Source organism: Streptomyces sp. SID5643 (genome assembly GCF_009872555.1).
GTDB lineage: Bacteria > Actinomycetota > Actinomycetes > Streptomycetales > Streptomycetaceae > Streptomyces > Streptomyces iakyrus.
Genome location: NZ_WWIC01000355.1, coordinates 32467 through 50627, shown reverse-complemented (window position 1 = coordinate 50627; position 18161 = coordinate 32467). Strand labels below are relative to the sequence as shown.

Annotated in this window: 13 protein-coding genes and 1 pseudogene; 5 read left to right on the top strand and 9 right to left on the bottom strand. The window is 72.8% G+C overall.

What is annotated here, in order from left to right; all coding sequences use genetic code 11:
• Positions 1-1646 precede the first annotated feature (1646 nt).
• A complete protein-coding gene (locus tag GTY56_RS37635; protein ID WP_161369749.1) occupies positions 1647-2849 on the top strand; it encodes an amino acid deaminase/aldolase in 1203 nt (400 codons plus the stop codon).
• Between the two features lie 13 nt (positions 2850-2862).
• On the opposite strand, the pseudogene GTY56_RS37630 reads toward GTY56_RS37635, so the two are convergent.
• From GTY56_RS37630 to GTY56_RS37615, 4 genes and pseudogenes are all read right to left on the bottom strand, one after another.
• A pseudogene (locus tag GTY56_RS37630) lies at positions 2863-3763 on the bottom strand (DUF2510 domain-containing protein).
• A 48-nt stretch (positions 3764-3811) separates the two neighbouring features.
• A complete protein-coding gene (locus GTY56_RS37625; protein WP_161369748.1) occupies positions 3812-4597 on the bottom strand; it encodes a 3-oxoacyl-ACP reductase in 786 nt (261 codons plus the stop codon).
• A complete protein-coding gene (locus GTY56_RS37620; RefSeq protein ID WP_161369747.1) occupies positions 4594-5967 on the bottom strand; it encodes an aldehyde dehydrogenase family protein in 1374 nt (457 codons plus the stop codon). The genes GTY56_RS37625 and GTY56_RS37620 overlap by 4 nt, the downstream gene beginning before the upstream one ends.
• A gap of 8 nt (positions 5968-5975) precedes the next feature.
• Positions 5976-7340, bottom strand: coding sequence for a type I glutamate--ammonia ligase (locus tag GTY56_RS37615; RefSeq protein WP_161369746.1), 1365 nt, complete (start codon positions 7338-7340; stop codon positions 5976-5978).
• A 98-nt stretch (positions 7341-7438) separates the two neighbouring features.
• Between GTY56_RS37615 and GTY56_RS37610 the strand changes: the two genes are divergently transcribed.
• The 3 genes from GTY56_RS37610 (at position 7439) to GTY56_RS37600 (ending at position 10549) form a co-directional block, all read left to right on the top strand.
• Positions 7439-8176: a FadR/GntR family transcriptional regulator gene (locus GTY56_RS37610; protein WP_161369745.1), complete on the top strand. Its 738-nt coding sequence runs from the start codon at positions 7439-7441 to the stop codon at positions 8174-8176.
• Positions 8177-8391: 215 nt separating this feature from the next.
• Positions 8392-9837: an ethanolamine permease gene (gene eat / locus GTY56_RS37605; protein WP_161369744.1), complete on the top strand. Its 1446-nt coding sequence runs from the start codon at positions 8392-8394 to the stop codon at positions 9835-9837.
• A gap of 37 nt (positions 9838-9874) precedes the next feature.
• Positions 9875-10549: a gamma-glutamyl-gamma-aminobutyrate hydrolase family protein gene (locus GTY56_RS37600; RefSeq protein ID WP_161369750.1), complete on the top strand. Its 675-nt coding sequence runs from the start codon at positions 9875-9877 to the stop codon at positions 10547-10549.
• Positions 10550-10669: 120 nt separating this feature from the next.
• Here GTY56_RS37600 and GTY56_RS37595 read toward each other — a convergent pair whose 3' ends face one another.
• The gene (locus tag GTY56_RS37595) at positions 10670-11599 is read right to left on the bottom strand and encodes a LysR family transcriptional regulator (protein ID WP_161369743.1); all 930 of its coding nucleotides are present in this window, start codon (positions 11597-11599) and stop codon (positions 10670-10672) included.
• Positions 11600-11669: 70 nt separating this feature from the next.
• Here GTY56_RS37595 and GTY56_RS37590 point away from each other — a divergent pair, with 70 nt between their 5' ends.
• Positions 11670-12821 carry a TDT family transporter gene (locus GTY56_RS37590; protein ID WP_161369742.1) on the top strand — a complete coding sequence of 384 codons (1152 nt, stop codon included), beginning with the start codon at positions 11670-11672 and terminating at the stop codon, positions 12819-12821.
• Here GTY56_RS37590 and GTY56_RS37585 read toward each other — a convergent pair.
• The 4 genes from GTY56_RS37585 to GTY56_RS37570 all read right to left on the bottom strand — a co-directional run bounded on the left by GTY56_RS37585 (position 12733) and on the right by GTY56_RS37570 (position 18050).
• A complete protein-coding gene (locus GTY56_RS37585) occupies positions 12733-13452 on the bottom strand; it encodes a helical backbone metal receptor (protein WP_161369741.1) in 720 nt (239 codons plus the stop codon). The two genes, GTY56_RS37590 and GTY56_RS37585, sit on opposite strands and share 89 nt — an antisense overlap.
• Complete coding sequence (locus GTY56_RS37580) at positions 13449-14018, bottom strand: helix-turn-helix domain-containing protein (protein ID WP_161369740.1); 570 nt, start codon at positions 14016-14018, stop codon at positions 13449-13451. Before GTY56_RS37580 ends, GTY56_RS37585 begins: the two co-directional genes overlap by 4 nt.
• Positions 14019-14350: 332 nt before the next feature.
• A complete protein-coding gene (locus GTY56_RS37575; protein ID WP_161369739.1) occupies positions 14351-16966 on the bottom strand; it encodes a glycine betaine ABC transporter substrate-binding protein in 2616 nt (871 codons plus the stop codon).
• On the bottom strand, positions 16959-18050 hold the full coding sequence (locus GTY56_RS37570) for a betaine/proline/choline family ABC transporter ATP-binding protein (RefSeq protein ID WP_161369738.1): 1092 nt from the start codon (positions 18048-18050) through the stop codon (positions 16959-16961). Before GTY56_RS37570 ends, GTY56_RS37575 begins: the two co-directional genes overlap by 8 nt.
• Positions 18051-18161: the final 111 nt, after the last annotated feature.

Genomic DNA, 18161 nt, shown 5'->3' with positions numbered 1-18161 from the left:
GCGGCGGGGTGGCGGGGCGGGCGAAGGGTACGACGGGCTCGCCCGGCGCCGGGCCGGCGGGGGCCGGGCGAAGGCGGGCGGTCGTCGCGGAGGTTTCCTCGCCGGGGGCGCCGGTACGGCGGGGCGCGGGGAGCCGGAACGGCCGGCCGGCCGAGTCCGAGGGTGCTCCGGCCGGAGCGCCGGAACCTCCGGGGGCGGAGAGGCGGAAGGGCCGGCCGGGCGTCTCCGCCGAGGCCCCCTCCTCCGGAGTGTCCTCACGTCCCGCCCGGGCGGAGGGGCCAGGCGTGGGGAGGTGGCGGGGGCGCGGAGGAGTGCCGGGTGCCGGGGAGGTGGACGGCTTGGTCGAACCGCGGTGGGTCTCACGGCCGTCGCCGGACGGAGCGTTGGAGCCGGGACGGGTCTCACGGCCCGGGCCGGTCGGTCCGTTCGAACCGCGGCTCGTACCGCGGCCGACGTCTGAAGGCCGGTCCGAGCCGGGGCGGGCCTCACGGCCGACATCGGACAACCGGTCCGAACCGAGACCGGCGTCACGACCGCCGGACCGCCCATCCGAACCCGAGCCCGACTCACGGCCGAACCCTGAAGGCCGGTCCGAGCCGGGCCGGCCATCGCGGCCGTCCCCGGAGGGCCTGGCCGAACCGAAGCCGGACTCACGACCGAACCCTGAAGGCCGGTCCGCCCCGGGCCCGCCATCACGGCCGGCCCCGGAAGACCGGTCCGAGTCGGCACGCGTCGCGCGGCCGATGATGGGCGGCATGTCGGGGAAGCGGGTGGAGGCGCGGGGCGGGGGCGGCGCGGTGGGCTCGGTGAGCCGGGGTGCTATGGGCCCGGTGGGCCGGGGCACGGCAGAGCCGGGCGGCCGGGACTCCGCAGGCTCGCTGCGCCGGGATGCGGCCGGCCCGGTGGGCCGGGGCACGGCAGAGCCGGGCGGCCGGGACTCCGCAGGCTCGCTGCGCCGGGATGCAGCGGACTTGGCGGACCAGGACTCCGCAGGCTCGCTGCGCCGGGATGCGGCCGGCCCGGTGGGCCGGGGTACGGCAGAGCCGGACGGCCCGGAATCCGCAGGCTCGCTGCGCCGGGGTGCGGCCGGCCCGGTGGGCCAAGGTTCCGCAGGGTCGCAGCGGCGGGGTGCGGCGGAGCCGGTGGTGGCGGTTGCGAGGGAGGGGAAGTAGGGGCGGTCGTTCGGGCTGTCGGAGCGTTTCGGGCCGTTCGCGTCCGCTGCCGTCCCGGCAGGGGCTCCGGCCTGGCCCGGCGCGGGGTCGGACGTGATGCCCTGGGTCTCCCGGCCGTCCGCCGCCGGGGGCTCCGGCGGGTGCGGTGGGCGCGGCGGCGTGGTGGGGCGCGGGGGGAAGGAGGCGCGTGGCGCTTCCGTGCTCATGCACCCCCCGTTTCCTCATGCCCGGGCCGCTCGTCTCCCGCGGGCCGTTGCCGTCCTGCCCGAGGCCCGGTACCGAATCGTCCCGGGCACACCTACCCGTACGGACGGAGCGTCATCCCGGCGCGGATCCCCGGCCGGCGGCGTCCGTCGTACGTTCGCGTCACTCTACGGCTTGTTCCTGGGCGAACGGGAACCAGTCCACGAGGCCGGGGCATCTGCCCGGAACGTCCCCCTACCCTGCGGTAATCCAGTCTGGCAGGCTGCCTTCATGACTGCGCGTGCCGCCGACCGGGCCCGTTACGACCGGGCCACCGCCCATCTCGACGCCCCCCTCGCGATCGTGGACCTGGAGGCCTTCGACGCCAACGCCGCCGACCTGGTCCGACGTGCCGGGGGGAAGCCGATCCGGGTCGCCAGCAAGTCCGTGCGCTGCCGGGCGCTGCTGGAGCGCGTCCTGGCCCGGGACGGCTTCGCGGGGATCATGTCGTTCACCCTCGCCGAGTCGCTGTGGCTGGCCCGTTCGGGGTTCGAGGACGTGCTGCTCGCCTATCCGTCCGCCGATCGTGCGGCGTACGCCGAACTGGCCGGAGATCCCAAGCTCGCCGCCGCCGTGACCGTCATGGTCGACGACGTCGCCCAGCTGGATCTGATCGACGCCTCCCGGGGCGGGGGTCGTGAAGTGGTGCGGGTGTGCCTGGAGTTGGACACGTCCCTGAAGCTGCTCGGCGGGCGGGTGCGGGTCGGGGCCCGGCGTTCGCCGCTGCACTCCCCCGCCCAAGTGGCCGACGTGGCAAGGGCGGTGGCCCGGCGGCCCGGCTTCGAGGTCGTGGGGATCATGGCGTACGAGGGGCATGTCGCCGGTGTCGGGGACTCGCTGGCGGGGCGTCCGCTGCGGTCCCGGGCGATCCGGCTGATGCAGGCCGCGGCCCGGCGTGAACTCGCCGAGCGGCGTGCGGAGGTGGTGCGCGCGGTGCGGGCCGTCGTGCCGGACCTGGAGTTCGTCAACGGCGGCGGCACCGGCTCGGTGCAGCACACGGCGGCCGAGGACGCGGTGACCGAGATCGCCGCCGGATCGGGGCTGTACGTGCCGCGTCTGTTCGACAACTACACGTCGTTCAGCGGCCGTCCGTCGGCCCTCTTCGCCATGCCCGTGGTGCGACGGCCGGGGGTCGGGGTCGTGACGGTGCTCGGCGGTGGCTACCCCGCCTCCGGTGCGGCCGGGGCCGACCGGTCGCCCGTGCCGTATCTGCCCGAGGGGCTGCGTTACGACCCGCAGGAGGGCGCCGGTGAGGTGCAGACGCCGCTGCTGGGCTCGCCCGCGGACGATCTGCTGATCGGTGACAAGGTCTGGTTCCGGCACGCGAAGGCCGGTGAGCTGTGCGAGCGGTTCGACCGGCTGCACCTGGTCGAGGGCGATGCGGTGACGGCGACCGTGCCCACCTACCGCGGCGAGGGCCACACGTTCCTCTGAGGCTCGTGCGGCGTCAGTCCGTCGGACCGATGCTGCTGCCGACGCCGCCGCCCGTGGCCGCGTCACCGAACGGGCGGATGCCCTTGGTGATGCGGTCCATGTCGGCGAGCGGCGGTCCGTCCTCGCCCGCGTCGAAGACGTACCGGACGAGGACCGGCGACTCGGTGCCGACGCTGGAGGGGAAGACGAGCGACTGTACGTACCCGCCGGGGCCCTTGCCGGTCTTGACGCGCCAGCGCACGAGGTACCCGGCACGGCCCGCCACCGCGACCGGCCCGGACTTGACGACCTGGTGCGATTCCAGGCCGCCGTGGAGCTCACGGCCCAGCCGGTCGCGGTCGTAGGCCTCGTCGGCGGCCTCGGAGATGTCGGCCTTGGCGAGGGCCTCCGGGGACTTCTCGTCGTTCTCGGTCACCGTGCGGGAGAAGACCATGCCGTGGCGGCACAGGCCGACGCCGGCGGGGCAGTCGTAGGTGCCGTCGGTGGTCATGACGACGTCGTCCTGGGCGACGTGCTGCGGGCGGACCCAGCCGTCGAGCAGCGGGAACGTGATGCCGTTGAGCTGGTCCTCGACGACGGCGGGGTCGTCGGCGGACGGTTCCGGCGTGGACGCCTCGGGGGTCGGCTCCGGTGAGCCGGGCGTGGTCCCGGGCGCGGAGGTCGGGGCCGTCCCGGTCTCCGTGCCGTCGCCGCCGCCCCGGTCGAGGGCGACGGCTCCGGTGACGATCGCGGCGACGAGGACGGCGCCGGCGGCGGTCAGGGCGACCGCCTTCGTCCGGCCGGTGCCGCCGTCCGGTGGCGGGGCGGCGGGCGCCCCGGGCGCGCGGCGGTGCTCGGTCCAGCCCCCTGCCGTCCCACCACCGCTGGAGGTGCGGGGCGTGCGGGTCGGGATACCAGCCGGGCGGCGGCGTCATGCTCATCCCGGCACTGTAGGGCGCGACCGGGGCCGTCCGGGCGCTCGCCTACAGGGGTGTGACGTACGCCCCGGCGATCCCGCCGTCGACCAGGAAGTCGGTGGCGTTCACGAAGGAGGAGTCGTCGCTGGCCAGGAAGGCGACCGCGGCGGCGATCTCCTCGGCCTCCGCGAACCGGCCCAGCGGGATGTGCACCAGGCGGCGCGCGGCCCGCTCCGGGTCCTTGGCGAACAACTCCTGGAGCAGCGGGGTGTTGACCGGGCCCGGGCACAGGGCGTTCACGCGGATGCCCTCGCGGGCGAACTGCACGCCCAGTTCCCGGGACATGGCGAGGACGCCGCCCTTGGAGGCCGTGTAGGAGATCTGGGAGGTCGCCGCGCCCATCCGGGCGACGAAGGACGCCGTGTTGATGATCGAGCCCCGGCCCTGGCGCTGCATGTAGGGGATGGCGGCCTTGCAGCACAGGTAGACGGAGGTGAGGTTGACCTCCTGGACGCGCTTCCAGGCCTCCAGGCCGGTCTCCAGGATGGAGTCGTCGTCGGGCGGGGAGATGCCGGCGTTGTTGAAGGCGATGTCGACGCTGCCGTAGGTGTCGTAGGCGGTCCTGAAGAGGGCCTCGACCTCGTCGGGCTCGGTGACGTCGACCTTCACGAAGGTGCCGCCGGTCTCCTCGGCGGCGGCCTTGCCGCGGGTCTCGTCGACGTCGCCGCAGACGACGTGGGCCCCCTCGGAGGCGAGGCGGCGGGCGGCGGCGAGGCCGATGCCGCTGCCGGCTCCGGTGACGACGGCGGTGCGGCCGACCAGGCGGCGGCAGATGTTTTCCTGGGCAGTCACTGTGCGGGGCCCTCCGTGCTGATGAAGACGTTCTTGGTTTCGGTGAAGGCGGCCAGGGCGTCGGGGCCGAGCTCGCGCCCGACGCCGGACTGCTTGTAGCCGCCGAACGGCGTCCAGTAGCGGACGCTGGCGTGGGAGTTGACGGACAGGTTGCCGGCGCGGACGGCCTGGGAGACGCGCAGGGCTCGGCCGACGTCCCGGGTCCAGATGGAGCCGGACAGGCCGTAGGGGGTGTCGTTGGCCAGCCGGATCGCGTCCTGCTCGTCGGTGAAGGGCAGGAGGACGGCGACGGGCCCGAAGATCTCCTCGCAGGCCGCCGCCGAGTCCGGGCTCTCGCCGGTCAGGACGGTGGGCGGGAACCAGAAGCCCGGGCCCTCGGGGGCGCTGCCGCGCAGGGCCGGGGCGCCGTCCGGCACGAAGCCGCGGACCCGGTCGAGCTGCTGCCGGGAGATCAGCGGGCCCATCTGGGTCTTCTCGTCGGCCGGGTCGCCCACCACCACGGCGTCCAGCGCCTCGGCGAGCAGCTCGCGGACCTCGTCGCAGACGCTCTCCTGGACCAGCACGCGGGTGCGGGCACAGCAGTCCTGGCCGGAGTTGTCCAGGAAGGAGAAGGGGTCGACGGCGGTCTTGAGGTCGGCGTCGGCGAAGACGATGTTGGGGCTCTTGCCGCCGAGTTCGAGGGTGACGGGCTTGACCTGTTCGGCACCGAGGGCGGCGACGCGCGTCCCGGTCCGGGTCGAGCCGGTGAAGACGATCTTGGCGACTCCGGGGTGCCGGACCAGGGCGTCGCCCGTGATGTCACCGCGTCCCGGCAGCACCTGGAAGAGGTGCTCGGGAAGTCCGGCCTCCAGGGCGAGTTCGGCCAGGCGCAGGGCGGTGAGCGGGGTGGTCTCGGCGGGCTTGAGGATGACGGCGTTGCCGGCCGCGAGGGCGGGGGCGGTGCCCCAGGCGGCGATCGGCATGGGGAAGTTCCAGGGCGCGATCACGCCGACGACGCCGAGCGGTTCGAGGATCGTGACGTTCAGACCACCGGGCACCGGGATCTGCCGGCCGGTGAGCCGCTCCACTCCCCCGGCCGCGTAGTCCAGCAGGTCACGGACGTTGCCGGCCTCCCAGCGGGCGTTGCCGATGAGGTGGCCGGCCTCGCGGACCTCCAGGCGGGCCAGTTCCTCCAGGTGCGTCTCGACGGTGGCCGCGAAGCGGCGCAGCAGCCGGGCGCGGTCCGCGGGGGGCAGGGCGGCCCAGATCCGCTGTGCCCTGGCGGCGTGGGTGACGGCCGCGTCGACGTCGGCCGGACTCGCCCCGGCGACGGCGGCGACGACCTCCTCGGTCGCGGGGTTCAGTACTTCCAGAAGGTGCTCGGAAGACACGAAGGACCTCACATGCGTTCGAAGGAGCGGCGCAGCTCCCAGTCGGTCACCGCGGCGTCGTAGGCGTCCAGTTCGACGCGCGCCATGTTGCGGTAGTGCGCGACGACCTCGTCGCCGAAGGCGGCCCGGGCGACGGTGCTGTTCTCCCAGAGCTCGGCGGCCTCGCGCAGGGTGGTGGGGACGTGGTCGAGGTCGGCGGCGTAGGCGTTGCCGGGGCAGGGCTCGGGCAGCTCCAGCTTCTGCTCGATGCCGTGCAGTCCGGCCGCGACCAGTCCGGCGACGGCGAGGTAGGGGTTGACGTCGCCGCCGGGCAGGCGGTTCTCGAAGCGCAGGGAGCGGCCGTGGCCGACCACGCGCAGCGCGCACGTGCGGTTGTCCTGGCCCCAGGCGACGGCGGTCGGGGCGAAGGAGCCGGGCTGGAACCGCTTGTAGGAGTTGATGTTGGGGGCGTAGAGCAGGGAGAAGTCGCGCAGGGCGGCGAGCTGGCCGGCGAGGAAGTGCCGCATGACGTCCGACATGCCGCCTTCGCCGTCCCCGGCCATGGCGTTGGTGCCGTCGGCGTCGGCGAGCGAGAGGTGGATGTGGCAGGAGTTGCCCTCGCGCTCGTTGTACTTGGCCATGAAGGTGATCGACATGCCCTCCTGGGCGGCGATCTCCTTGGCGCCGGTCTTGTAGACGGAGTGCTGGTCGCAGGTGACCAGGGCCTCGTCGTAGCGGAAGGCGATCTCGTGCTGGCCGGGGTTGCACTCGCCCTTGGCGGACTCCACGGTGAGGCCGGCGCCGGCCATCTCGTTGCGGATGCGGCGCAGCAGGGGCTCGATGCGGCCGGTGCCGAGGACGGAGTAGTCGATGTTGTACTGGTTGGCGGGGGTGAGGCCCTTGTAGCCGGCGTCCCAGGCCTGTTCGTAGGTGTCCTTGAAGACGATGAACTCCAGCTCGGTGCCGACCTGGGCGGTGTAGCCGAGTTCGGCGAGGCGCTCCAGCTGGCGGCGCAGGATCTGGCGGGGGGCGGCGACGACCGGGGAGCCGTCGTTCCAGGCGAGGTCGGCGTGGAGCATGGCCGTGCCCTCGTTCCAGGGGACGCGGCGCAGGGTGGTGAGGTCGGGGTGCATGGCGAAGTCGCCGTAGCCGCGGTCCCAGGAGGACATCGCGTAGCCGTCGACGGTGTTCATCTCGGTGTCGACGGCGAGCAGGTAGTTGCAGCCCTCGGTGCCGTGCCGGAGGACCTCGTCGAGGAAGAAGCGTGCGGCGAACCGCTTGCCCTGGAGTCGTCCCTGCATGTCGGGGAAGGCCAGGACGACAGTGTCGATCTCACCGCCGGCGACGAGGGTGTGCAGCTCCTCGACGCTCAGCGGGGGTGTGCGGTCTGCCACGGGAAGGCCTCCTAGGCTCCTTGGATCCGCTGCCATGGATCCGCCGGGAGCCATAAGGTATTGCGGAGAACCATTGCTTGGGAAGGGGGTGCGGCCACATGCCGGAAGAAGCGGGTGGCGGTGAGGTGCGGGACGGGCTGACGCCGGTGCTGCGACCGGTGCGCGCGGGCAACGGCTTCGAGGAGGCGCTGGAGCAGATCCTGCAAGTCGTACGGCTGGGTCTGGTGCCGGGGGGCGAGCGGCTGCCGGCCGAGCGGGAGCTGGCGGAGCGGCTGGGGATCAGCCGGGTGACGCTGCGCGAGGTGCTGAAGGTGCTCCAGGACCAGGGCCTGGTCGAGTCGCGGCGCGGCCGGTACGGCGGCACGTTCGTGCTGCCGCGCGCGGAGGCCGTCGGCGAGGACGAGCTGCGGCGCCGGGTCGCCGAGGTCGACATAGAGGACGTGCTGCGGTTCCGGGAGGTGCTGGAGGTGGGCGCGGCAGGGCTGTGCGCGGCGCACGGGCTGGAGGAGAAGCAGGCGGACCGGCTGCGCGAGGCCCTGACGCGCACGCACGACGCGCCGCTCACCGAGTACCGCCGCCTGGACACGCTGCTGCACCTCACGATCGCCGAGCTGTCCGGCTCCCCCACGCTCACCGCCCAGTACGCGGCCGTGCGCGCGAGGGTCAACGACCTGCTCGACTGCATCCCGCTGCTGGTGCGCAACCTGGAGCACTCCCAGCGGCAGCACACCGCCCTGGTGGAGGCGGTGATCGAGGGCGACGCCGATCAGGCGCGGGAGATCATGCGCGAGCACTGCGGGGGCACGGCGGCGCTGCTGCGGGGCTTCCTCGGCTGAGGGGGCGGCGGTTCGCGCGGTGTCCCGGCACGGTGTCCCGGCACGGTGTCCCGGCGCGGTGTCCCGGCGCGGTGTCCCGGCACAGTGAGGATTTACGGGCGATTAACGCACGGGTCTTGCCATCCCTCGGTCGGCCCGCAAAGGTATGGCCTCATTCCATTGAATGCGAGCCCACTCGATCCCGTGACCGCCGCCGCACCGTCGGGAGACTGCCCATGCCCCAGGAACCCACCACCACACCCGCCGCCCCGGAGGGCGACGACTATCTGGAACGCAGAGCGCTGCGCCGAGGCAGCGCCGGCTGGGTGCTGCTGACCGGCCTCGGCGTCGCCTACGTCGTCTCCGGCGACTACTCGGGCTGGAACTTCGGTCTGGCCGAAGGCGGCTTCGGGGGCCTGGCGATCGCCATGGTCCTCATGGGCGCCATGTACGCGTGCATGGTCTTCGCCCTCGCCGAGCTCTCCTCGATCCTGCCCACCGCGGGCGGCGGCTACGGCTTCGCCCGGCGGGCGCTCGGCCCGTGGGGTGGCTTCCTGACCGGCACGGCGATCCTCATCGAGTACGTCCTCGCGCCCGCCGCGATCGTCATCTTCATCGGCGACTACGTCGAGTCGCTGGGCCTGTTCGGGCTGGAGTCCGGCTGGCCGATGTACCTGGTCTGCTTCGCGATCTTCCTCGGCATCCACCTGTGGGGCGTCGGCGAGGCGCTGCGCTTCAGCTTCGTCGTCACGGGTATCGCGGTGGTCGCCCTGGTCGTGTTCGCGCTGGCGGCACTGCCCGACTTCTCCTTCGCATCGCTGGACGACATCCCGGTCGACTCCTCGGCCGCGGGGTCGAGCTCCTGGCTGCCGTTCGGCCTGCTCGGCATCTGGGCGGCGTTCCCCTTCGGCATGTGGTTCTTCCTCGGCGTCGAGGGCGTGCCGCTGGCCGCGGAGGAGACCAAGGAGCCGGCCCGTACGCTGCCGAAGGCGATCCGCTGGTCGATGGGCATCCTGGTGGTGCTGGCGGTGGTCACGTTCTTCGCGGCGGCCGGGGCACGCGGTTCCGCCGCGATCCAGGAGGCGGGCAACCCGCTGGTCGAGGCGCTCCAGCCGAACGGCGAGGCCACGACGCTGAGCCGGATCGTGAACTACGCGGGCCTGGCCGGCCTGGTGGCGTCGTTCTTCTCCCTGATCTACGCGGGCTCGCGCCAGCTGTTCGCCCTGTCCCGGGCGGGCTACCTGCCGCGCTTCCTGTCGCTGACCAGCCGCCGCAAGGCGCCGTACCTGGGGCTGCTGGTGCCCGGCACGATCGGCTTCCTGCTGGCCGCTGTCTCCGGCAACGGCGCGCGGATGCTGAACATCGCGGTCTTCGGGGCGACCATCTCCTACGCGCTGATGTCCCTGTCGCACATCGTGCTGCGGCGCCGCGAGCCGGAGCTGCCGCGGCCGTACCGGACGCCCGGCGGGGTCCTGACCTCCTCGGTCGCGCTGGTGCTGGCCTGTGCGGCGCTGGTGGCCACGTTCCTCGTGGACGTGACGGCGGCGCTGATCGCGCTCGTGGTCTACGCGGTGGCCGTCGGGTACTTCGGCCTGTACAGCCGCAAGCGGCTGGTGGCGAAGGCGCCGGAGGAGGAGTTCGCGGCACTGGCGGCGGCCGAGGCAGAGTTGGCACGGGACTAGGTGTTCGAGTGGTGAGGGAGTTGTCGTGGCCAGGCCGTTGATCGGGGTCAGCACCTATCTGGAGTCCGGGGCGCGCTGGGGCGTGTGGGAGCTGGAGGCCGCGCTGCTGCCGGTCGGCTACCCCCGGCTGGTGCAGCGGGCGGGCGGCCTGGCCGCGATGCTGCCCCCGGACGACCCGGAGCGGGCCACCGAGGCCGTGGCGCGGCTGGACGGGCTGGTCATCGCGGGCGGGCCGGACGTGGAGCCGGTCCGCTATGGGGCGGAGCGCGAGGAGCGGACGGGGCCGCCGGCGCCGGACCGGGACGCCTGGGAGCTGGCGCTCATCGACGCGGCGCTGGCGGCGGGCGTGCCGTTGCTGGGGATCTGCCGGGGCATGCAGCTGCTGAACGTCGCCCTCGGAGGCACGCTCGTGCAGCACATCGACGGACACGCGGAGGTCGTGGGCGTCTTCGGGGGGCATGCGGTGAAGCCGGTGCCGGGGAGTCTGTACGGCGGGATCGTGCCGGAGGAGACGTTCGTCCCGACGTACCACCACCAGGCCGTCGACCGCCTGGGCGAGGGCCTGGTCCCCTCGGCGTACGCGGCGGACGGCACGGTGGAGGCAGTGGAACTGCCCTTGGCCGACTGGGTGTTGGGCGTGCAGTGGCATCCGGAGATGGGCGAGGACATACGGGTGATGAGGGCGCTGGTGGAGGCGGCAGCAGGGCGCTGACCGCCGGGGGCCTCCGGCTGCGTGCCCCGCGAGCCGGCTTCCCGGCCGACTGATTCGGGTGGCGGGGAGGCACAGGCCGGGGGCCCAGGGGGCGGAGCCCCCTGGACACGGCGTGCGCCGCTATCCCCGCGTCAGCGACAGCAGGTCCCGCGCCGGCCCCGTGGGGCGATGCCCCGTCGGCCACACCGCCCTCAGGTCCCGCGCCAGGGCGACCCCGTCCACCGGCACGGACACCAGCCGCCGCATCGCCAGTTCCTCCCCCACCGCCAGTTCGCTCAGCACCGCAGGCCCCGCCCCGCTCACCGCCGCCGCCTTCACCGCCGTCGTGGACGACAGCTCGATCAGCGGGCGGGCCAGCCCGCCGAGCGCCGCGTCCAGCACCTGCCGCGTCCCGGAACCCTTCTCGCGGAGGATCAACGGCGTCGACGCCAGTTCCCGCGCGGCCAGTGACCGCCGCCGCCGGGCCCAGGCGTGCCCCGGCGCGGTCACCACTATCAGCCGGTCGTGGGCGATGACCGCCGAGTCGAGACCGGCCGGCACCGACAGCCCCTCCACGAACCCCAGATCCGCCTCGTCCGACAGCAGCCGCTCGGCCACCACCGTCGAGTTGCCCGCGTGCAGCGACACCGCCGTGTCGGGCCGCTGCGCCCGCAGCGCGAGCAGCCAGCCCGGCAGCAGGTACTCGGCGATGGTCATGCTCGCGGCCACCCGCAACCGGGAGTCGCGACGCACGCGCAGCGCCTGCGCGCCCACGTCGAACGCCTCCGCCGCCTCCACGATCCGCCGCGCCCAGTCCGTCACCAGCGCCCCGGCGTCCGTGAGCCGCGACCCGCGCGGCGAGCGGTCGACCAGCGCCACGCCGAGCTGCCGTTCCATCGACCGGATCCGGCTGCTGGCCGCGGGCTGGGTGATGCCGAGTTCCCGCGCCGCACCGCCGAGACTGCCGAGCCGCGCCACCGCCAGCAGCAGCTCCAGGGCGCCCAGATCCGGCACCCGGTGCGCCAGGGAGCCGGAAACGGTCGGCCCGGCCTGCTCATCCGCGTTGCTCATAAACCCAGCTTATGCCGCCATAGAGGCATAGTCCCTGGTGGTGCCCCTGCCCCGGTCTCACCGTGGAGTCATGGTCACCGCAGCCCAGCCCTTCGCGCGCCCGCTCTCCGTCCGTCACCTCGGACCCAACTGGTACGCCACCGTGATGGGCACCGCCGTCGTCGCCACCGCCGGAGCTTCCCTCCCGCCGCACGTCCCGGGGCTGCGCGGCGCGCTCGTGGGGGTGTGGGCCCTCTCGCTCGTCCTGCTCCTGGTCCTGCTCGCGGGCCGGGCCGTGCACTGGAGCAGGCACCGGGACCAGGCCCGCGCCCACCTCCTCGACCCGGCGACGGCACCCTTCTACGGCTGCCTCGCCATGGCCCTGCTGTCCGTGGGCGGCGGTGCCCTCACCGTCGGCCGGGACCTGACCGGCCTGCGGGCGGCCGTGGCGCTCGGCGCCGTGCTGTTCACCGCCGGAACGGTGACCGGTCTGGCCGCGGCCGTCGGCGTGCCGTATCTGATGGCCGTACGGCATCGCCTGGAACCCGGGCAGGCAACGCCCGTGTGGCTGCTGCCGCTCGTCGCGCCCATGGTGTCCGCCGCCGTCGGGCCGCTGCTGGTGCCGCATCTGCCGCCCGGTCAGGCCCGGGAGACGCTGCTGGTCGTCTGCTTCGCGCTGTTCGGGCTGAGTCTGCTCGCGACCCTGGTCATGCTGCCGCTGGTCTTCGCCCGGTCGCTCACCGGAGGGCCGCTGCCCCTCGCCCTCACCCCGACGCTGTTCCTGGTGCTGGGTCCGCTCGGGCAGTCCACGACGGCCGTGGGCGCCTTCGCGGACGTCGCGCCCGGGGTCGTACCGGAGCCGTACAGCGACGGTTTCGGAGCCCTCGCCGTGCTGTACGGCGTGCCCGTGATGGGGTTCGCGCTGCTGTGGTCCTGCCTGGCCGCCGCCCATGTGGTGCGCGCCCGGCGGCACGGGATGCGGTTCTCGATGACCTGGTGGTCGTTCACCTTCCCGGTCGGCACCTGTGTCATGGGCGCCGAGGCGCTGGCCCGGCACACCGGGCTCATGGCCTACGCGGGTCCGGCGGTCGTGCTGTACGCGGTGCTGGTCGCGGCGTGGGGCACCGCCGTCGTGGGCACCGCGCGCGGGCTGCTCAGGGGCGAGCTGCTCGCAGGGCCCGGCCCAGGACCCGCGGCGCCTCGGCCAGTGACGGCCCGTACCACGTCAGGTGCCGTCCGCTGACGGGCGCGCAGTGCAGGCCCGGGAAGGCCTCGGGGCCGTCGTCGGCCGTGAAGCGGTACGGCTCGTCCGGCAGCACCACCACGTCCGGGGCGCAGGCGCGCAGTTCCTCCAGGGGGACGCGCGGGTAGCGGTCGGGGTGCGTCGCGTAGACGTGGTCGATGCCGAGGCGGGCGAGGACGTCGCCGGCGAAGGTGTCGCGGCCCAGGACCATCCACGGCCGGCGCCAGACCGGTACGACCGCCGTGAGCCGCGTCCCGGGCTCCGGCAGGGACGACCAGGTCTGCTCCGCCTCGTCCAGCCAGCGCGGCCGGGCCGGCACCCCGCAGGCGTCCAGCACCCGGGCCAGTTCCCGGAAGGCCTGCGGCACGTCGCGGATCTCCGTCACCAGGACCTCGACGCCCGCCGCGCGCAGGGCGGCGAGGTCGGGGGCGCGGTTCTCCTCCTCGTTGGCGATCACCAGGTCGGGCGCGAGGGACAGGATCCGGTCGGTCTTCGGGTTCTTGGTACCGCCGACGCGTACGACGTCCAGGCCGGGGGGATGCGTACACCAGTCGGTGGCGCCGGCCAGGGTTTCGGGCGCGGACCGGGCCACGGCCTCGGTCAGCGAGGGGACCAGCGAGACCACCCTCACCGGCGCGGCCGGTCCCGGACCGCCTCGATGTGCTCCGCCACGGCGACGACGATCACGCGGGTGTCCGACTCGGCCGCCCGCCAGCGATGCCGTACGCCGCCGGTCAGGTACAGCGTGTCGCCGCGGCCGAGGCGGTAGGCGCGGCCCTCCGCCTCGATCTCCACCGCGCCGTCGGCGACGTACATCAACTGGTCGTTCCGGTACTGGAATTCACGGCCCGCGTCGTGGTCGCCGATGAACTCCGAGGCGTGCATCTGATGGTGGCCGCGGACCAGGGAGCGGGACCGGGGCTGGGACAGCGGCTCACTGCCGTCGCCGCGGACGACGTCCACGCTGCACGCCGGGTCGGCCGCGGCGAGGAGCTCCACAGCCGTGGTGCGCAGGGCGTCGGCGAGCTTCTCCAGGGAACTGGTGCTGGGCCGCGCCCGGTCGTTCTCGATCTGGCTCAGGAAGGGGACCGACAGGCCGCTGCGCGCGGACACGACGGCGAGGGTGAGCTCCAGCGCGCGGCGCCGTCGGCGCACGGCCGCGCCCACCCGGAGGTGTTGCTCTTTGTGGTCGCCCATCGCTCCGGCTCCCTCCTTCGCCCGTCGGTCCGCTCCCCGTGCGGCGGTGACCCGGCGCACTGCTCCTGTTGAGTTGTCTGCACCCTACGCATGTTCGGCAAACGTTTCAGGCGCCCGTCACATCGCCGTCATACGGGACGGTGCGCGACCTCACACTTCACGCCAGGCGATCCACCGCCGAAGGGGGCGGGGCGGGCCTGCCGGCTGCCGGAGGACCAGGCGGGGAGAGGGGGCTCTGGGGGTGGCGTAGCGTTCTGTGGTTGTCCGGATCCCGTTCGTGGGATCGGGGGGCGGGGCGGGACGCGGCGTGTCGCGCGTCCCACCCCGGAACCCTACTGCGGAGTCATGCGCCGCACCATGTCCGGGTGCTGCTCGAGCCACTCGGCCACGGCCTCTTCCTCATGGCCCTGGCCGCGGTCCTTGATCTCGCTCTCCAGGCTGCCGAGCTCGTCCTCGCTCATCCTGAAGTTCTTGATCCACTTCGTGAGCTGCGGGTACTGCTCGGGGAACTCCGCGTTGGAGATGGTGCGGATCGTGTTGCCCTCGCCGAAGGCCTTCTTCGGGTCCTTCAGCTTGGTCAGCTCGTAGTCGCTGTACGCCCAGTGCGGCGACCAGAGGGTGACGGCGATGGGCTCCTTCTTGGCGTAGGCGCGCTTCAGCTCGGCCAGCATCGCGGGCGTGGAGCCGTCGACGACCTCGTACTCCTCGTCCAGGCCGTAGGCGGGCAGGACCTTGTTCTTCGCGAGGTCCATCTCGCCGGTGCCCGGCTCGATGCCGATGATCTTCCCCTTGAAGGTGGAGGACTTGCCCTTGAGGTCCGCCAGGGAGTCGACGCCCTTGACGTAGGACGGCACGGCGATCTCCAGGGAGGTCGGCTCGTACCAGGTGCCGAGGTCCCTGAGGCGGTCCTTGTTCTTGTCCCAGTAGTTCTTCTGGGCGTAGGGCAGCCAGGCGTCGAAGTTGAGGTCGAGGTCGCCCGAGGCCAGACCGGTGTAGACCGGGCCGACGTCCATCTGTCTGAGGTTCAGCTTGTAGCCGCGCCTCTCCAGGACGTTCTTCCACAGGTAGGTGACGGCGATGTCCTCGTCCCAGGGGAACCAGGCCACGTCCAGGGGCCGCTTCGCCTCGGCGGGTGTGCCGCCCCCGGAGTTCTTCACCGGGGCCATCTGGTCGGCGAAGCCGGGGTTCTGCCTGAGCCAGGCGCGCACGGCGTCCTGCTGCTTGCCCTTGCCCGCCTTGTTGATCTCGGCTTCGAGGCTGGTGAGCTGCTTCTCGCTCATCCGGAACTTCTTCAGCCACCCGGCGACCGTCGGGTCGTCGTCCGCGAAGCCCTTGCGGGCCAGGGTGTGCACGCCGTCGCCCTCGCCCCAGGCGCCCTTGGGGTCCTTGAGCTTCTTGAGGTCGTAGTCGTTGTACGCCCAGTGCGGCGACCAGAGCGTGACGACGATCGGCTTCTTCTGGGCGTAGGCGCGCTTCAGCTCGGCCAGCATGGCGGGCGTGGAGCTGTCGACGACCTCGTACTCCTGGTCCAGGCCGTACTCCTTGAGGACCTTGCTCTTGAGCAGGGCCATCTCGCCGGCACTGGACTCGATGCCGGTGATCCTGCCGCCGAACTCGGAGGCCTTGCCCTTGAGGTCCGCCAGGGAGTCGATGCCCTTCATGTAGGAGGGCACGGAGAGCTCCAGGGACGTCTTGTCGTACCAGGCGCCGAGGTCGTCGAGCTGCTTGCCGTACTTCTTCCAGTACTGGGCGTGGGTCGTCGGCAGCCAGGCGTCCGTCTGGAAGTCGACGTCGCCCTGGGCGAGGGAGGTGTACAGCGGGCCCGCGTCGAACTGCTTGGCCTCGACCTCGTAGCCGCGCTGCTCCAGGACCTCCTTCCAGAGGAAGGTGGAGGCGACGCCCTCGTCCCAGGGGATGTAGCCGATGCTGATCTTCCTGCCCTGGCCGACGTTCTTGCCGTCCGCGGCGGCCTCGGTGCCGGTGCCGCCGCCGAGGACGCCCATGCCGCCCGCTGTGAGCGCAAGGACGACGACGCCGATCACGGCGACGACCGGGCGCGGCCGGTAGGACCAGATCCTCAGCCCCTGGGCGGCGCGCAGCTTGGCTGCGGCGCGGCGGCCGAGCGGGGAGACCTGGGTGCCGAGGGCGCTGGTCATGCGGTCGAGGTAGATCGCGAGGATCACGATGGCCACACCGGCCTCGGAGCCGAGGCCCACGTTGAGCTGGCCGATGGCCTCGTTGACGTCGCCGCCGAGGCCGCCGGTGCCGACCATGCCGGCGATCGCGGCCATGGACAGGCCGAGCATGATGACCTGGTTGACGCCGGCCATGACGGTGGGCAGGGCGAGCGGGAGCTGGACGCGCAGCAGCGTGTTGCGGGGCGTGGTGCCGAACGCCTCGGCGGCCTCGACCAGTTCCTTGTCGACCTGCCGGATCCCCAGCTCGGTCATGCGCACGCCCGGGGCGAGCGCGAAGATCAGGGTGGCGACGATGCCGGCGGGGGCGCCGGTGCCGAAGAACAGGATCGCCGGGATGAGGTAGATCATCGCGGGCAGCGTCTGCATGAAGTCCAGCACGGGCCGGACCAGGCCGCTGACGCGGTCGGAGCGGGCCGCCCAGATGCCCACGGGCAGGGCGATCACCAGCGCGATGACGGTCGCCACGAGGACGAGCGCCAAGGTGATCATCGCGTTCTCCCACAGTTCGAGGGAGTCGATGAACGCGAATCCGGCGAACGTGAGGACACCGGCGAGGGTGCCGCGCAGCCAGAAGGCGATCACCGCGAAGATGCCGGCGAGGAGCAGGGGTTCGGGGGCCTGGAGGACGGCGTTGATGCCGTCGTAGAGGCCGAGGAAGACGGTCTTGCAGAAGTCGAAGAGCCACGCCATGTGGGTGGTGAGCCAGTCGACCGCGTCGTTGACCCAGCTGCCGAGTTCGATCCTAGGCACGGGCGGTCACCTTCTCTGTGCCCTTGTCCCGCGGGGAGTCGCAGGGCTGCGGGGTGGCGTCCCGCTCGTCGCCGAGGAAGCCGACCAGGCGCTGCCGGGGGACGACGCCGAGCTGCTTGTCGTCCTCGTCGACGACCGCGACCGGGTGGGAGAGCCGGGCGCTGATGGCGCACAGCTCCGTGAAGGGGGTGTCGGGCGTGGCGGTCTCGCAGTGGCAGCCGGGGGCGCCGGCGGTGACCGAGGTGTCCATGAGCTCGCCCGCGGTCAGGACGCGGGAGCGGTCGACGTCCTGGGTGAAGGAGGCGACGTAGTCGTTCTCCGGCCGCAGCAGGATGTCCTGGGCGGTGCCGTTCTGGACGATGCGGCCGTCGCGCATGACGGCGATGCGGTCGCCCAGGCGCATGGCCTCGTTCAGGTCGTGGGTGATGAACACGATCGTCTTCTTCAGCTTCTGCTGGAGTTCCAGCAGCTGGTCCTGCATGTCGCGGCGGATCAGCGGGTCCAGGGCGCTGAAGGACTCGTCCATGAGCAGCAGGTCGGCGTCGGTGGCGAGCGCGCGGGCGAGTCCGACGCGCTGCTGCATGCCGCCGGACAGCTCGTCGGGCCAGGACTTCTCCCAGCCGGCCAGGCCGCACAGGGCGAGCGCCTCGTCGGCGCGGCGTGCGCGCTCGGCGCGGGGCACGCCCTGCACTTCCAGGCCGTAGGCGGCGTTCTCGCGCACGCTGCGGTGCGGGAAGAGCGCGAAGTGCTGGAAGACCATGCTGATCTTCCTGGAGCGGACCTCGCGCAGTTCACGGGCGCCGAGCGTGGTCAGGTCCTGGCCGTCGAAGCGCACGTGTCCTGCGGTGGGTTCGAGCAGGCCGTTCAGCATGCGCAGCAGGGTGGACTTGCCGGAGCCGGAGAGGCCCATGACGACGAAGATCTGGCCGGGCTCCACGGTGAAGGACGCGTCGATCACGGCGGCGGTCGCGCCCTCGGCACGCAGTTCGTCCCGGCCGGCTCCGCCGCGGAGCCGCTCGACCGCCCGCTCCGGTCTCCTGCCGAACACCTTGTACAGGCTCTCTGCCTCAAGCCTCGCTGACACGTGTTCCTCTATTTCGTTGGCAACAGAACAGAGCGAGGACAGGGCGCAAACAGTTGAAATGCGCAACCAGCCTCGCTCCGGGGCGGCGCCTCCCCGAGATCGCACACCCCA

Bases quoted from the DNA above. Each gene is read 5' to 3' on its own strand.
- eat (WP_161369744.1), top strand. From the start codon at position 8,392: ATGCCCCAGGAACCCACCACCACACCCGCCGCCCCGGAGGGCGACGAC.
- GTY56_RS37580 (WP_161369740.1), bottom strand. From the start codon at position 14,018: ATGGGCGACCACAAAGAGCAACACCTCCGGGTGGGCGCGGCCGTGCGC.
- GTY56_RS37590 (WP_161369742.1), top strand. From the start codon at position 11,670: ATGGTCACCGCAGCCCAGCCCTTCGCGCGCCCGCTCTCCGTCCGTCAC.
- GTY56_RS37595 (WP_161369743.1), bottom strand. From the start codon at position 11,599: ATGAGCAACGCGGATGAGCAGGCCGGGCCGACCGTTTCCGGCTCCCTG.
- GTY56_RS37635 (WP_161369749.1), top strand. From the start codon at position 1,647: ATGACTGCGCGTGCCGCCGACCGGGCCCGTTACGACCGGGCCACCGCC.
- GTY56_RS37610 (WP_161369745.1), top strand. From the start codon at position 7,439: ATGCCGGAAGAAGCGGGTGGCGGTGAGGTGCGGGACGGGCTGACGCCG.